Annotated in this window: 10 protein-coding genes and 1 pseudogene; all 11 read left to right on the top strand. The window is 39.5% G+C overall.

The annotated features are described in order from the left end of the window. Positions 1-12: 12 nt before the first annotated feature. The 11 genes and pseudogenes from BMX21_RS11585 to BMX21_RS11535 all read left to right on the top strand — a co-directional run bounded on the left by BMX21_RS11585 (position 13) and on the right by BMX21_RS11535 (position 15,936). A complete protein-coding gene (locus BMX21_RS11585; protein ID WP_092044504.1) occupies positions 13-2,184 on the top strand; it encodes a class I SAM-dependent methyltransferase in 2,172 nt (723 codons plus the stop codon). Continuing rightward, complete coding sequence (locus BMX21_RS11580) at positions 2,132-4,219, top strand: glycosyltransferase family 2 protein (protein WP_092044501.1); 2,088 nt, start codon at positions 2,132-2,134, stop codon at positions 4,217-4,219. Before BMX21_RS11585 ends, BMX21_RS11580 begins: the two co-directional genes overlap by 53 nt. Before the next feature lie 27 nt (positions 4,220-4,246). Beyond that, positions 4,247-6,262, top strand: a complete 2,016-nt coding sequence (locus BMX21_RS11575; protein WP_092044498.1) for a glycosyltransferase family 2 protein — start codon at positions 4,247-4,249, stop codon at positions 6,260-6,262. Positions 6,263-6,362: 100 nt separating this feature from the next. Then, positions 6,363-8,105: a phospho-sugar mutase gene (locus tag BMX21_RS11570; protein WP_022758339.1), complete on the top strand. Its 1,743-nt coding sequence runs from the start codon at positions 6,363-6,365 to the stop codon at positions 8,103-8,105. Between the two features lie 138 nt (positions 8,106-8,243). After that, on the top strand, positions 8,244-9,704 hold the full coding sequence (locus BMX21_RS11565; protein WP_092044495.1) for a glycosyltransferase: 1,461 nt from the start codon (positions 8,244-8,246) through the stop codon (positions 9,702-9,704). A 116-nt stretch (positions 9,705-9,820) separates the two neighbouring features. Further along, on the top strand, positions 9,821-10,810 hold the full coding sequence (locus tag BMX21_RS11560) for a glycosyltransferase family 2 protein (protein WP_092044492.1): 990 nt from the start codon (positions 9,821-9,823) through the stop codon (positions 10,808-10,810). A 100-nt stretch (positions 10,811-10,910) separates the two neighbouring features. After that, complete coding sequence (locus BMX21_RS11555; RefSeq protein WP_092044489.1) at positions 10,911-12,314, top strand: undecaprenyl-phosphate glucose phosphotransferase; 1,404 nt, start codon at positions 10,911-10,913, stop codon at positions 12,312-12,314. Positions 12,315-12,506: 192 nt separating this feature from the next. Then, complete coding sequence (locus tag BMX21_RS11550) at positions 12,507-13,193, top strand: proline-rich domain-containing protein (RefSeq protein WP_092044486.1); 687 nt, start codon at positions 12,507-12,509, stop codon at positions 13,191-13,193. 15 nt (positions 13,194-13,208) lie between these two features. Further along, a pseudogene (locus BMX21_RS11545) lies at positions 13,209-13,928 on the top strand (LCP family protein); the annotation flags it as partial. A gap of 199 nt (positions 13,929-14,127) precedes the next feature. Beyond that, the gene (locus tag BMX21_RS11540; RefSeq protein ID WP_027203213.1) at positions 14,128-15,060 is read left to right on the top strand and encodes a glycosyltransferase family 2 protein; all 933 of its coding nucleotides are present in this window, start codon (positions 14,128-14,130) and stop codon (positions 15,058-15,060) included. Positions 15,061-15,279: 219 nt separating this feature from the next. Next, on the top strand, positions 15,280-15,936 hold the full coding sequence (locus BMX21_RS11535; protein ID WP_022755369.1) for a GTP pyrophosphokinase: 657 nt from the start codon (positions 15,280-15,282) through the stop codon (positions 15,934-15,936). Positions 15,937-16,043 lie beyond the last annotated feature (107 nt).

The raw sequence follows: 16,043 nt of genomic DNA, 5'->3' as shown, positions 1-16,043 counted from the left end.
GGAGGAATGGGTATGGCGCAGACGACCAAAATCGGTAATGTAACACTAAATTTTGACCGCTATAAGGGAATGGATCTCTACTGCGACGGGCAGATAGAGGATGAACTTCTTGACATAGTTATGAACAATGATCCGTCCAAGTTCCCTGAGATAATAGAAAAAAAAGGCAGCTGGCCTGTTCTGTACCATCTTTCAGAGCAGCGTAGCAACATAATAGAGTGGATACCTATGTCCGGATCTGAAAAAGTATTGGAGGTAGGATCTGGCTGTGGTGCAATTACCGGTAAGCTATCCCAAAAATCCGGATCTGTTACCTGTGTTGATCTTTCCAAGAAAAGAAGTGAGATCAATGCATACAGAAATAAAAACTGTGACAATGTAACTATTCATGTTGGTAATTTTAAGGATATAGAGCCGGATCTTCCAAATGACTTTGACTATATTTTCCTTATAGGTGTATTTGAATATGGCCAGGGATATATAGGCGGAGAGTATCCTTACGATAACTTCCTTAAAATGCTCAAAAAGCACCTTCATGCAGGGGGAAGGATCGTTATAGCGATCGAGAACCGTATGGGTCTTAAGTATCTGGCAGGATGCAGAGAAGATCATCTTGGAACTTACTTCTCAGGAATAGAAGGCTATAATTCTGAAAGTGTTGCAAGAACATTTACCAGAAACGGTCTTATACAGATCTTCAAAAGATGCGGTATCAATAATTACCATTTCTATTATCCATATCCTGATTATAAGTTCATGACCATGATGCACTCGGATTATTATCTACCGGGACTTGGTGAGCTTAATGATAATGTGCGCAATTTTGATAATTCCCGCATGATACTTTTTAATGAAAAATATGCCTTTGATGGGCTTGTCAAAGATGGAATGTATCAGGATTTTGCAAACTCTTTTGAAGTAATAATCGGTAATGAATTCCCTACCGTATTTTCAAAATATTCTAATGACAGAGCTGCGGAATTTAAGATCCGTACAGATATCTGCGTGGACAGAGCCGGCAGAAGGATCATCACCAAGACTCCTCTATGTGCAGAAGCAGTTGATCATATAAATAGTATCAGAGATGCTTATGAAGCTTTGAAAGAGCGTTACAGAGGCGGAGATCTCGAGATCAATGATTGTCAGATAGATGAAAAGACTGGTGTTGCTTCTTTTTCTTTTGTTAATGGAGAGCCGCTTTCATCACTTATGGATAAGTGTCTTGCAGGAGATGATATTGAAGGTTTTGAAAAGCTCTTCAGAGAATATCTTCGCAGGATCTCTTATAATGAGGAGATGGCGGTTGCTGACTATGATCTTATATTCAACAACATCCTGGTTAACGGTCCTATCTGGACAGTTATAGATTATGAGTGGACTTATGGCAAGCAGATTCCTACTAAAGAGATAGCTTTCAGAGCACTTTACTGCTACCTTGAAGAAGATGAAAAGAGAAGAAAGATAGGAATAGATAGGTTCTATAAGGAGCTGGGGCTGTCTGAAGAAGAAGCCAAAGACCTTCTTGAAGAAGAAGCAGGATTCCAGAAATATGTGACAGGCAATCGAATGTCCATGGTAGAAATCTGGAAGAAGATTGGCAAGAAGGCAACTGTTCCTGCAGAGCTTCTTCCGCCACCGGAGGTTCCGGTATTTAATCCGGAAGCGATCAAGCTGTATTATGACTATGGCGAGGGATTTTCTGAAGAGAATTCCAAAGAGCTTGATACAGAATATGATAAGAATGGCAAAGCCATGATAGAGCTAGAGCTTGATGATAATGTCATGAAGCTGCGACTTGATCCTGTATCACATCCATGTATCGTATCTCTTACAAGCGTTAAGTGGAATGATGAGAGGATAAGTGATGATAATAGTGCACTTGGAATACATCCAAATGGTGCATGGCTTTCTGATGAAAGCATTGTATTTGATTCAGATGATCCTTGGATTGAATTTGATTTTACCAGCGATGAGCTCAAAAAGAGGGCTGTAAATCGTATAAATATAAGGCTTACAGTGTCTTCGATTCAGAAGAAGCAGGCTCAGGACCTGGTTTCATATCAGTATGCCGGATCTGATGAATCTGATGACGAGGGGCTTAGATTTAGTAAGCTGAAAGGTTTGTTTAAAAATGGGCTTAAAAAAGGCAGTACGGGCGTATCTGACCGCAAACGCAAAGCGTAAACATGAGAATGCTGTTCGCAGCATGACTTTTCATTATGATCTCCATATTGAGGAGTTTGAAAATGAGAAGCCTCAGACTTTATGCGATCATAAGATAATAACTATATTTTTTGATGATATAATAACTCAGAATACCTCACATAATAAAGCAATAGACAAAGCAGGCGAAGAGGACATAATCATCTTTTGCCGCAAAAAAGGCAGAACTATCAGATATGCAAAAGAGTACATAGGAAATGCATTTGAAGAAAATAAGAATATAAATCTTCTGTATGCAGATGAGGATGAACTTGATGAAAACGAAAGGCCATCTGCTCCTTATTTTAAGCCGGACTGGTCACCTGATTCATATCTGAATGCTTTTTATATTGGAAGTATATATGCAGCCAGGGCAGGACTTGTTAAGAAGGCTATAAATAATATCGATGAGCCTTTGATCATGCCATGGGGTAAGGTATCTTCTTTGAATTATGAGAATATGCCTGTATGTGATAAGCTTTTTGGTCATATGGCTTTGATCGAAGGTGGATTTAATAAACGGGATGGAATGAATTTCCCTGTTTATCACCTTGATAAGGTGCTTTTTCACAGAGCACATGGAGAAGATCTTTTTCTTGGAAGATCTTTTCATAAAGAAAATCATACAATTGAATCTCCTGTCAAAGTCTCTGTTGTCATTCCGTCTAAAGATCATCCTGAGGTACTAAAGCAGTGTCTTGTATCGCTTACTCATTATGGGAGCGGATCTGAGAATGTAAGCTATGAGATAATAGTTGTTGATAACGGAAGCTGTGAAGACAAGAAGAAACAGTATGAGGAACTTCTTGATAAGATAAGAACTGAGAATAGTGCATCTATATCATATATTTATGAGCCTAGAGATTTCAATTTTTCATACATGTGTAATCTTGGTGCCAAGAATGCTACAGGAGATCTGATCCTGTTTCTAAATGATGATATAGAGATTGTAAGCGGTGAGTGGCTTAGAGAACTCTCCTATTATGCAAGGCTTCCTCATGTGGGTGCTGTAGGATGTAAGCTGTTATATCCTGCTGATCCTGTGCTCAATCCTGATGGAAGCCTTATACAACATGCAGGTCTTACTGCGATTCATATAGGACCTATGCACAAGCTTCAGAGACTTTCTGATAATAAGGTGTGGTATTTTGGAGCCAACGAAGGAACCCATGATATGTGCGGAGTTACAGCAGCATGCCTTATGGTAAGCAGAGACAAGTTTGAAGCACTTGGCGGATATTATGAAGGTCTTGCTGTTGCTTTCAATGATGTAGATCTTAACTGGAGACTTCTTGAAGAGGGATATTACAACGTCTGCTGTAACTATTTTAATCTGGTACATCATGAATCTCTAAGCAGAGGTGATGATAATGCAGATGCCAAAAAGACAGACCGTCTTATGAGAGAAAACAACACTCTTATGAAGCGTCACATGAATATGTATACCAAAGATCCATTCTATCATCAGGCTCTAGTCAACGATGATGTGGCGCAGGATTATATCATGGCCAATCCCAAAATTCCTCATCCTGATGAGATAGAAAGCTCAAATGCGCAGCTTGTGCCCAAGGGATATCCTGATAGCTGGAAGAACGAATGCGTGTGGTTTAGGACAGATTACATCGGTTCATTGAATAAATGGAACAAGATGTATTATAAGGGAAGAGAAGAAAAGCCTGTTAATGATACCGGCTATTTTATCAAAGGATACAGCTTTGTAGTTGGTTCTGATAATGCTATATATAACAGAACACTTCTCCTTAGGAGGGTAAAGAGTTCTGAAGATCTTACTCCTGTAGAACCTTGTGTATATTCGTTTAAAGTACATGATATGCTAAGAGAGGATGTTGAGAAGAACCTTAAGGATCAGCAAAGTGTTGAGATAACAGGCTACAGATCCAGGATAGAAGAGGGTGTTCTTCCTAAGGGAACTTATCAGGCCGGAATGCTCTATAAAGATACGACTTCACGTACCAGGGTCATGAACTGGGGCACTAAGACCATGGATGTTATATAAAAAATAAGCAGTAAAGAGGCGCGATAATTGGAAGATAAACAATTTGATTATAAAAGTGCATATGAAAAAGAGCGCTTAAAGACCGCAGATCTTTCTGAAAGAATTGCAAAACTTGAAGAAGAAAGAGATGAAGCCATAAGAAAGCTCGATAAGATCAAAACAAGTAAGCTCTGGGCCATCTCAGGACCTTTCAGACGTTTCTATCATTATGTGAAGCGTCAGAATAACAGGATCAGAAATCTTGGATCTATAAGAGGAATTATTGCAAAGATCGGATATAAAAAAAGGGAAAAGAAGGCTATGAGCCATTTTGGAACAGCAAGCTTTCCGGATGAAGCTAAAAGGCTTGAAGAGTCACAGGCTGTTTTCCCAAATATGGTCAAGATCAGCATCCTGACTCCTGTATATAATACTCCTGAGAAGTTCCTTAGAGATATGATCGAGTCTGTAACAAGTCAGACTTATCAGAACTGGCAGCTGTGCCTTGCCGATGGATCTGATGATGAACATGCATATGTGGGTCAGATCATCAAAGAGTATCAGGAAAAAGACGGTAAGGGACGTATCTGCTATCAAAAGCTCAAGGTCAATGCAGGAATATCCGGCAATACCAATGAATGTCTTAAGATGGCTGATGGCGAATATATAGGCCTTTTTGATCATGATGATATCCTTCATCCTGAAGCTTTGTATGTATATGTCAAAGCTATAAATGAACAGGGTGCAGATTATATCTACTGTGATGAGACTACTTTCCATGGCAATAGCATTGACCATATGGAAACAATGCATTTTAAGCCTGATTATGCGGTAGATACGTTAAGAGCCAATAACTATATCTGCCATTTTAGCGTGTTTAAGAGAACGCTTCTTGATGGTACAGAACTTTTCCGTAAGGAATTTGACGGAAGCCAGGATCATGATATGATACTTCGCCTTACAGACGAAGCAAAGAATATCGTACATATACCAAGGATCTTGTATTATTGGAGATCTCATGCAGGTTCTGTTGCATCAGGAATTGAAGCTAAGACTTATGCTATAGAAGCAGCAAGAGGTGCTGTTGCAGATCATTTAAAAAGACACGGCTATAAACACTTTAAGATCACAAGCACCAAGGCTTTTGAAACTATCTTCAAGATCTCATATGAGATCGAGGGAAGGCCTAAGATTTCAATTGTGATCCCTAACTGTGATCATGCAGATGATCTTAGAAGGTGTATTACATCTATCAAAGAAAAGTCTACATGGGACAACTATGAGATAATCGTAGTTGAGAACAACTCAAAGACAGATGAAATAAGGCAGTATTACAAGGAACTTACCAAAGAGCCTTGGGCATCGCTTGTTAAGGTCGTGGACTTTGGAAGTCAGGACAAGTTCAATTATTCAGATGTCATGAACTTTGGAATAAAGCACAGCGTGGGCGATTATATTGTCCTTCTTAACAACGATATTCAGATAATAACTGTTAACTGGATGGAAGAGATGCTCATGTATGCCCAGAGATCAGATGTAGGTGCAGTAGGAGCTAAGCTGTATTTCCCTGACAGGAAGATTCAGCATGCAGGTGTTATCTTAGGACTTGGCGCTCACAGGACAGCAGGACATTCCCATTATGGCATGGAAGGAACTAACCTTGGATATATGGGACGCCTTTGCTACGCGCAGGATATGAGCGCAGTTACAGGTGCCTGCCTTATGATTTCAAGAGCTAAATATGATGAAGTGGGAGGTCTTGATCCATCTTTTGCCATATCACTTAATGATGTTGATCTGTGTCTTAAGCTTAGAAAGAAGGGATACCTTAACGTATTTACACCATTCGCAGAAGCTTATCATCACGAGTCTGCATCAAGAGGTCTTGATGATTCGGGAGAAAAGGCAGAACGTTATAACAGAGAATCTGAGCAGTTCAGAAATAAATGGAAGGACATCCTTGAAAAAGGAGATCCTTATTACAACAAGAACTTTACGCTTGATCGAAGCGATTTTTCAGTAAATGTGGATGGTCTTGGGGATACAGTTCTTGGAGATCATTGAGATTTTATTGTAAATATGTCTTTATTTTGAAATAGTCTTGTATGTATAATTAAATGTGCTTGATAATAGATGCATATATAGGATAAGAGGAGGAATAATTATGAGCGAAGCAACAAAGCAGTTCGAGTATTGGTTGAATGATCCTTATTTTGATGATACAACCAAGCAGGAACTTCTTGCTATTCGTAACAACGAAAGTGAAGTGGAAGACCGTTTCTACAAGGAACTTGAGTTCGGTACAGGTGGACTTCGAGGTGTTATCGGAGCCGGAACCAACCGCATGAATATCTATACCGTACGTAAGGCTACACAGGGCCTTGCAAACTATATCCTTAAAACAGCAGGAGAAGAGGGCAAGAAAAAGGGTGTTGCTATTTCTTATGACTGCCGTCGCTTCTCTCCTGAATTTGCAGATGAGACAGCAAGATGCCTTGCCGCTAACGGAATCAAGGCATATGTATTTGATGAACTTCGTCCTACACCTGAGCTTTCATTTGCTTTAAGAAAACTTGGATGTATCGCAGGTGTTATGGTTACAGCCAGTCACAATCCGCCGGAATACAACGGATATAAGGCATATTGGGAAGATGGTGCACAGGTTACACCTCCTCACGATACAGGAATCATGGATGCTGTTAAAGCTATCACAGATTATCATGAAGTTAAGACTATGCCGGCAGATGAAGCTAAGGCAGCAGGTCTTTACGAGACAATCGGCAAAGAGATGGATGATGCTTACATGGTAGAACTTAAGAAGCAGATCCTTCATCCTGAAGCTATCAAGGCTATGGCTGATAAGCTTACTATCGTATATACACCATTCCATGGAACAGGTAATAAGCCGGTTCAGAGAATCCTTAAGGAGCTTGGATTCAACAAGGTATATATCGTACCTGAGCAGGAACTTCCGGATCCTGATTTTACAACTCTTGAGTATCCTAATCCGGAAGATCCTAAGGCATTCAAGCTTGCTCTTGAACTTGCAAAAGAGAAGGATGCAGACATCGTCCTTGCAACAGATCCTGATGCTGACAGACTTGGAATCTATGCTAAGGATACTAAGACAGGCGAATACAAGCAGTTCACAGGTAACATGTCTGGTATGCTCATAGGAGAGTATATCCTTCGCGAGCGTACAAAGCTTGGACTTATGCCTGAGCGTCCTGCATTTGTAACAACTATCGTTACAACCAATATGGCTAAGAGAATCGCTGACAAGTACGGCCTTCACTACATCGAAGTATTAACAGGCTTTAAGTACATCGGTGAGCAGATCAAGTGGTTTGAAGAAAGAAATAACGAGTACAACTATGTATTCGGTCTTGAAGAGTCATATGGATGTCTTGCAGGTACACATGCCCGTGATAAGGATGCTATCGTAGCAGTTATGATGCTCTGCGAACTTGCTGCATTCTACAAGAATGAAGGCAAGACAGCATGGGATGCAATGGTAGATATCTACAATGAATATGGCTATTACAAGGAAGGCCAGTATTCTATCACTATGAAGGGTATCGAGGGAGCAAAAGAGATTGCAGCTCTTATGGACAAGCTCAGAAGCAATCCTCCTAAGAAGTTTGGTGACTGGACTGTAGAAGAGTTCCGTGATTACAAGACTGGTGAGACACTTGATCTTGCTACAGGAGCTAAGGGCAAGACAGGACTTCCTACATCCAACGTTCTGTACTTCGCACTTGATAATGATTCATGGTGCTGTGCACGTCCTTCCGGAACAGAGCCTAAGATCAAGTTCTATATGGGCGTTAAGGGAACTAGCCTTGAAGATGCCGCAGAGCTTGAGGATAAACTTACAGCTGCTGTTAAGGAAGTTATCGGACAGTAATAAGATATTAAATATTTAAGCTATTATTCAGCCCGGGGGCGTATGCTCTCGGGCTGTAACTGTGTTATACTAAGTGAAGATTACAAGTTTTTACATCATTTGTAATCTGAACAAATATCGTGATCACTAAGAGGTTGTATGTTAGGTTCTATAAAAAAGACAATAGCATATGCAAAGAGAAACGGAATAGCTGCAGCATATTATGCTGCCAAAGAAAGACTTGAAGATCAGAAGAAGGAGTATAATTTTATACCTGCATCTGATAAGGAACTTTCCAGACAGAAAGAAGAGACAAAGAGCGTTTGGGAATCTGATATAGCGCCTCTTTTTAGTATACTTGTTCCGTGCTACAATACAGATTCTAAATTCTTTATAGAAATGGTAGAGTCTGTCGTATGTCAGACTTATCCTAAATGGGAGCTTATATTAGCAGATGCTTCTGCAGATGAGAGATTGAAGAATCTGCTTTTGGATAGATTTAAAGATGATAACAGGATAATTTATATCCATCTAAAAAGTAATGGCGGGATTTCAGATAATACAAATGAAGCACTAAAGGCTGCAAAGGGAGATTATGTATGCCTTCTTGATCATGATGATGTTATAACGCCTGATGCTTTATATTATTTTGCCAAAGAAATACTTGATGAAATGGAAAGCTCTAAGCCGGATAAGCTGTCTGATTGTCCTATAGGGCTTATCTATTCTGATGAAGATAAGTGTGATACAGATATGACAAGGTTCTATGAGCCTAATATCAAGCCTTGTTATAACCTTGATTATCTTTTATCCAACAACTATATATGCCACTTTACTTCTATCAGAGCTGATATTATCCAAAAGGAAATGTTTAGAAAAGAATATGATGGTGCTCAGGACTTTGATCTTATCCTTAGAACCTGTCTTTCACTTTCAATGGATGATAATGATAGGGATATAAGGCATATAGATAAGGTACTGTATCATTGGAGATGTCACGAAGCATCAACTGCAGCCAATCCTGCAAGTAAGAAATATGCTTACGATGCAGGTAAAAGAGCTGTATATGATATTCTTAAGGCTAAAGGAATTAATGCAAACGTAAGTGAACTTATGCATGTGGGGTTCTACAGAGTTGAATATCCGGATGGAATATTCAGAGCCAGGAAGGATATCGGCGTAATCGGCGGCAAGCTTGTAGATAAAAAAGGCACATTGGTAGGCGGAATCTATAAAGAAGACGGAAGCATTGTATATTATGGTCTTCCTAAAGGCTACAGCGGCGGATTCACGCATATAGCTGCCTGCCAGCAGGATGCAGATGCAGTGGATCTTAGATGCATGCGCATAAGGAAGAAACTAAGACCGCTATTAAAAGAAGTTACAGGTCTTACTTATCATAGCAATAACGAGATTCTGAAGCAGAAAGATACATTTACTGATCCGGAGGATGAGACTGTTCTCAAATCTAAGGTAGGGCATATCATAATTCCTGGTAACTGGGACGATGACAAGATCAAAAAAGAAAGTATCAGATTCTGCAGGGCAGTAAGACATCTTGGCTACAGGGTGGTATGGGATCCTAAGATGGTACAGAAAAAAACTGATATAAAAGACTGATATGAAAGGCTGATATAAAAGACTGATAAAAAGGCTGATGAAAAAGTCTGATAAAAAAGATTGATATAAACAGACTGATATAAAAACTGTATTGAAATTAAAGGATATATGCTTGTATGTCAAAAACAACAGTTGTCATTCCAAATTACAATGGAATGAAATATTTAAAGGACTGCATAGAATCACTTCTTGTGCAGACCTTGCCTTCGGATATTATAATCATAGATAATGCATCGACAGATGGAAGTATAGATTATATTAAAGAAAATTATGAGGGAGAACTTATTTGCAAGGATGGTTCCAAGATTAGTTGTAAACTGGTAAGTCTTTCTTCCAATACAGGTTTTTCAAACGCAGTAAACAAGGGGATAGAACTTGCTAGTACTGAGTATATATTTCTTCTTAACAATGATACTGTCTGCAGGAATGACTGCATAGAAAAACTTGAAAATGCAATAGATCATAAGAAAAAGGCTTTCTCTGTACAGGCACTTATGGTATCTTTAAATAACCCATACATAGTTGATGACAGCGGAGATTATTACAGCGCGATGGGATGGGCATTTACTGATGGTAAAGATAAGCCTGCATCTTATTTTTCAGATAGGAAGAGTATTACATCCTCCTGCGCCGGCGCGGCTATATACAGGAAAAGTGTTTTTGACAAGATCGGCGGATTTGACGTTTTGCACTTCTGCTATCTTGAGGATGTGGACATAGGAATAAGAGCCAGAGTTTATGGATATATAAACTTTTTAGAGCCGGCAGCTGTAGTACTTCATGCAGGAAGTGCAACCTCGGGTTCAAGATATAATGAGTTCAAGCAAAAGCTTACAGCGGGCAACAATCTGTATCTTATATATAAGAATTTTCCTTTTTTGCAGATTGTATTAAATCTTCCTCTTATTCTTGCAGGAATAGTGATAAAGGGAGTATTCTTTGCAAGAAAAGGCCTTGGCAGAGCTTATATGCAGGGACTTATGCAGGGAATATCCAAGATACATAAAGGATCAGACAAAAAAGTCAGATTCCAACGAAAGAATCTGAAAAGTCTTGCAATCCTTCAGATTGAAATGTGGATAAATACAATAAAAAGATTTATATGATCAAAATATAAGCGGCCGTATATATGCCGGATATAGGCAGGATGCCTTAAGGTAATTTAAGGCAACTTAAGGCAAAAGTGCGGTCAGGGGACGGAGTGTTATGATAAAGAACAATCAGAAACAGCTCAACAGGATACAGGTCCTGGTGGATGCGGTGACAATTGTTGTCGCATACGTGCTGTCATATTATATAAGGTTTTATTCCATATTTGTTGATAGCTATGAGCTTGAAGTTGCGCTTCCAAGAGAAGTCTATTTTAGCGTACTTTATCTACTGGTACCTGCTTATCTTGTCCTTTATAATATCACTAATCTGTATACGCCAAGAAGATCCGGTAAGGTTGGAAGTGAGATCCGTAACATAATAGAAGCCAATGTTATCGGTGTTGCAGTATTTGTAGGCGGTCTGTACCTGGTTCACCAGGATCACTTCTCCAGAAAACTCATTGCAGTATTTTTTGTAGTTAATATAATCGTTATGTCCTTGTCCCGATATGCAGTTCGAAGAGTTCTGCGCTTTATGAGGAAAAAAGGATATAACTTAAAGCACGTACTCCTTGTTGGATATTCAAGATCTGCAGAAGCATATATCAGCAGAGTAGAAGAAAATCCTCAGTGGGGCTATGCGATAAACGGAATACTTGATAACAGGATACCTGTTGGAACTGCTTATCATGGCGTCAGAGTCATAGGAACCATCGATCAGCTTAGCGAGCTTATAAGCGCTAATTCGTACGATGAGATAGCGATAACTCTTTCACTTGATCACTACGATATGCTTGAAGAACTTGTAGCTTGCTGTGAAAAGTCCGGAGTCCACACCAAGTTCATACCTGACTATACATCTTTATTCCCAAGCAGTCCTTATACAGAGGACGTAGAGGGACTTCCTGTTATCAATATAAGGTATGTGCCTCTTACAGATACCGGTAATAGAATAGTAAAAAGGATCATTGATATAATAGGCGCTATTGTAGCTATCATATGCTACAGCCCTGTAATGCTCTTTGCAGTTATAGGTATTAAGCTTACTTCAAAGGGACCCATTATATTTAAACAGGAAAGAGTCGGCCTTAACGGCAAGAACTTCATGATGTACAAATTCCGTACTATGGAAGTACAGACAACCAAAGAAGAAGCTAAGGGCTGGACAACCAAAAATGATCCTAGAGTAACTAAGATAGGCAGATATCTAAGAAGTCATAACCTTGATGAAACTCCGCAGTTTTTTAATGTTCTGTTTGGATCTATGTCACTTGTGGGGCCAAGGCCGGAGCGTCCGCAGTTTGTTGAGAAGTTTAGGGAAGAGATACCAAGATATATGGTCAAACACCAGGTCCGCCCAGGCATAACAGGATGGGCTCAGGTCAATGGCTATAGAGGAGATACATCAATCCGTAAGCGTATAGATTATGATATCTATTATATAGAGAACTGGTCTGTTGGCTTTGATCTCAAGATCCTTTTTGGAACTTTCTTCCATGGCAAAAAGAATGCCTATTAAGTCCTGAGAACATTGAAAAGTATACAAAAAGTATATAATTTTAAAAAGCATTTAAGCTACGTTTAAGTTGCAATACTTGTATAAAAAAGCATTTTGTGGCAAAATAGACAGGTGGTCAAGGGAGAAATGTTTTATTGGTAACCGCAGGATGACCATACATTATCTGACTGGATTGCGGTAAAGGAGAATGGCATGTCTAATTTCGATAATCATGACGGAAGAGGAAATTATAACAGATCATCAAATAATGGCAGACCTTCAGGAAGGACTGTATCAAACGGGCAGGGAAGACCTTCGAATAATGGAAACGGAAGACCGGTTCAGGGTTCAAGAGCACCTCAGGGCAGAGCACCCCAGGGAAGATATACGCAGCAGGGAGCAAGACCTCAGGGCGGATATTCTCAGGGTAGAGCACCTCAGGGACACGGTTATTCACAGGGAAATGGATATCAAAATGGTGGATATTCTCAGGGCAGAGCACCTCAGGGAAGATACCCACAGCAGGGAGCTAGACCTCAAGGCGGATATCCTCAGAATGGAAGACCTTCTTCACAGGGACGCGGAAGAAAGAAGAATAATAACAAAACTATAGCTATCATCATAGCTGAGATTCTTATAATAGCTATTCTTGGTGTAACTGCTTATTTTGTATTTATCAAAGCAGGTATTACCAACGTAACAGAAGTTAAGGTTGACGAGGAAGAGCTTGATCAGAATATCGCTGAATCAGTTAAGAACAACGAGTCGATGAAAGGCTACTGGAACATAGCACTTTTTGGTGTTGACTCAACCAAAGGAATCCTCTCATCAGGAACACGTTCTGACTGTATCATAATAGCTTCTATTAATCAGGATACAGGCGAGATCAAGCTTTGCTAAGTATATCGTGATACATATCTTAACCAGCAGAATGACAAGGGTTATGGTAAGTGCAATGCAGCATATGCTTATGGCGGACCTCAGCAGGCTATAAACATGCTCAATACTAACCTCGACCTTGATATCACAGACTTTATCACTATAGGATTTGGTGGTCTTACAGATATCATCAATGATCTGGGCGGTGTAGAAATAGAAGTTGATGATGCAGAGATACTTCATATCAACAACTATCAGCAGACAATGGCTAAAGAGCTTGGAATCTCCTACAAAGAAGTAACAACAACAGGAATGCAGACTCTTGATGGACTTCAGGCTACAGCTTACTGCCGTATCAGATATACAGCAGGTAACGACTTTGCACGTGCTGCACGTCAGAGAGAAGTTATCCAGGCTATCATGGACAAGGCTAAGACTGCAGATACAGATACTCTTACCAATATTGCCAACAAGGTATTTGATGAGATGGCAACATCACTTGAACTTTCCAAGATAGTCGAGCTTCTTGGTAAGATAAGCAGTTATTCAATTGTTGCAGAGGACGGATTCCCTCAGGAATCAATGCGTGCAACCGGTAAAGTTGGAGAAGCAAGTGTTGTAGCACCTATCTCACTTGAATCCAATGTTGTATGGCTTCATGAATTCCTCTTTGGAGAAGAGGGCTATACCTGTTCTGACACTGTCAAGGAATATAGTGAATATATATCAGGTAAGACAGCAGGAATGTCTAACTAAGACTATTACACAGGTAAGACTGTTGATTAAAATATTGATCTAAAATCTTGATCATAAATATAATAATCATTAAAGCCTTAAAGGCTTTTTGCATAATCGAGCCGGGGATATACTCCGGCTCGTGGCATGTAGATTAACAGGCTACATGTGATGAGCATAAAATGTGGCTATAGTATAGAGCCTGATGGGAGATACCAGCATGTATGATATTGATGTGATAATACCTACATATAAACCTAATAAAGAACTATTTACTCTCTTGGACAGGCTGAACGAGCAGACCATAAAGCCTTCAAAGATCATCCTAATGAATACGCAGGCACAGGAACTTGCAAAGCTTATAAGTGACGAGCAGCTAACGCTTAGATATCCAAATGTGACTGTTTTTCATCTGTCCAAACAGGAATTTGATCATGGACGCACAAGACATGAGGGCGTTTTGTTTTCAGATGCAGAGTACTTTATGTGTATGACACAGGATGCTATCCCTGCAGATAGAAATCTTATAGAGGAGCTTGTGAAGGCATTTGACGGTGATGATCAGTTGGCTGTCTCATATGCAAGGCAGATTCCCAGACCTGATTGTAATCCTGAAGAGCTTTATGCCAGAAAGTTCAACTATTCAGTAACCTCAATAAGGAAAACACTAGCTGATGTAGAAAAACTGGGAATCAAAACATATTTTTGCTCTAATGTATGTGCCATGTATAAGCGCAGCATATATGACAAGCTTGGAGGATTCATAAGAAAAGCTATCTTCAATGAAGATATGGTATATGCGGGAACAGCTATAAAGGCAGGATATGCGACAAGATATGTTCCTCGCGCTGGAGTTGTACATTCTCATAACTATACATGTATGCAGCAGTTCCACAGGAATTTTGACATAGGTGTATCTCAAAAAGATCATCCGGAGATATTTGAAGGATTGTCCAATGAGTCTGAAGGCATGAAAATGGTCAAAGGTACGATCAGATATCTTCAGGATATGCATAAAACCTATAGGATACCGCACTATATACTCCTTGTAGGCAGCAGGTATGTGGGATTTAGACTTGGTAAAATGTATAACAGGCTCCCCAAGAGCCTTGTAAGGGCTTGTAGTCTTAATAAAGAGTACTGGAACAATTAGCCACTTTCTTTGCTCGTGATATAGGGTTATAAAGTTATGTAATATTTGCCAAATATACCCATTTGAATGTAAGATATAAGAGGGATAGAATTCAAAACATCTTTTAATAAGAAGAGATTTCTGATCATGTTAGGGGTGAAATGGTCGGATAATGCGGGCTCCCGGCTACCTTTGGGGGCTATGGATTGCAAAAAATAATTTATAATTGAGGGAAAAATCTTGGAGCTTAAAATAGGGAACGAGCAGGATATTCATACCTGGGAGCAGGTTACACTCGTCTATCATTCAGCACTTAAACAGATCAATACTAAGATAGAGATTATAAATGATGAATTTCAACAGGTTCATCGTTATAATCCTATTGAGCATATCAAGGCAAGGATCAAGACATCAGAAAGTATAGTCAAAAAATTAAAACGCCATGGCTATGAATCTACCATTGAAAATATGGTAAAATATGTCAATGATATTGCCGGAATAAGAGTAATATGCTCTTTTACAAACGATATTTATACAATCGCCGATATCATCAGCAATCAAAGCGATATAAGGATAATAGCAGTCAAGGATTATATTATGAATCCCAAGGCAAGTGGCTACAGATCCTATCATATGGTAGTCACTGTTCCGGTATACCTGTCTGATCGTATCATCGATACTAAAGTCGAAATTCAGATTAGAACAGTAGCAATGGATTTCTGGGCTTCACTTGAACACAAGATTCAGTACAAGTTTGAAGGCAACGCCCCAACTCATATTAATACAGAGCTTTTAGAATGTGCACATATGGTATCGGAGCTTGATGCCCGTATGCTTTCTCTTAACAACGAGATTTTGGAGATTGCTGAAAAGATCAAGAACCAGAAAGAGGAATAAAGTTTCAAGAAAAGCCATTAATGAGGAGTGCCCGAGCACCTTTCGGCACCCGGGCTATTATGAAAAAATATCTATCTGTTTGTCTGAATCATTTATATATTTAATAT

The sequence above is a fragment of the Butyrivibrio sp. TB genome (genome assembly GCF_900110805.1).
GTDB classification, from domain to species: Bacteria; Bacillota; Clostridia; order Lachnospirales; family Lachnospiraceae; genus Butyrivibrio; species Butyrivibrio fibrisolvens_C.
The sequence above is the reverse complement of the archived record's forward strand: the minus strand, read 5'-3'. Positions and strand labels throughout refer to the sequence as shown.

Coding starts and splice junctions, on each gene's coding strand:
- BMX21_RS11585 (WP_092044504.1), top strand. CDS start 13: ATGGCGCAGACGACCAAAATCGGTAATGTAACACTAAATTTTGACCGC.
- BMX21_RS11580 (WP_092044501.1), top strand. CDS start 2,132: ATGGGCTTAAAAAAGGCAGTACGGGCGTATCTGACCGCAAACGCAAAG.
- BMX21_RS11570 (WP_022758339.1), top strand. CDS start 6,363: ATGAGCGAAGCAACAAAGCAGTTCGAGTATTGGTTGAATGATCCTTAT.
- BMX21_RS11565 (WP_092044495.1), top strand. CDS start 8,244: ATGTTAGGTTCTATAAAAAAGACAATAGCATATGCAAAGAGAAACGGA.
- BMX21_RS11560 (WP_092044492.1), top strand. CDS start 9,821: ATGTCAAAAACAACAGTTGTCATTCCAAATTACAATGGAATGAAATAT.
- BMX21_RS11555 (WP_092044489.1), top strand. CDS start 10,911: ATGATAAAGAACAATCAGAAACAGCTCAACAGGATACAGGTCCTGGTG.
- BMX21_RS11550 (WP_092044486.1), top strand. CDS start 12,507: ATGTCTAATTTCGATAATCATGACGGAAGAGGAAATTATAACAGATCA.
- BMX21_RS11540 (WP_027203213.1), top strand. CDS start 14,128: ATGTATGATATTGATGTGATAATACCTACATATAAACCTAATAAAGAA.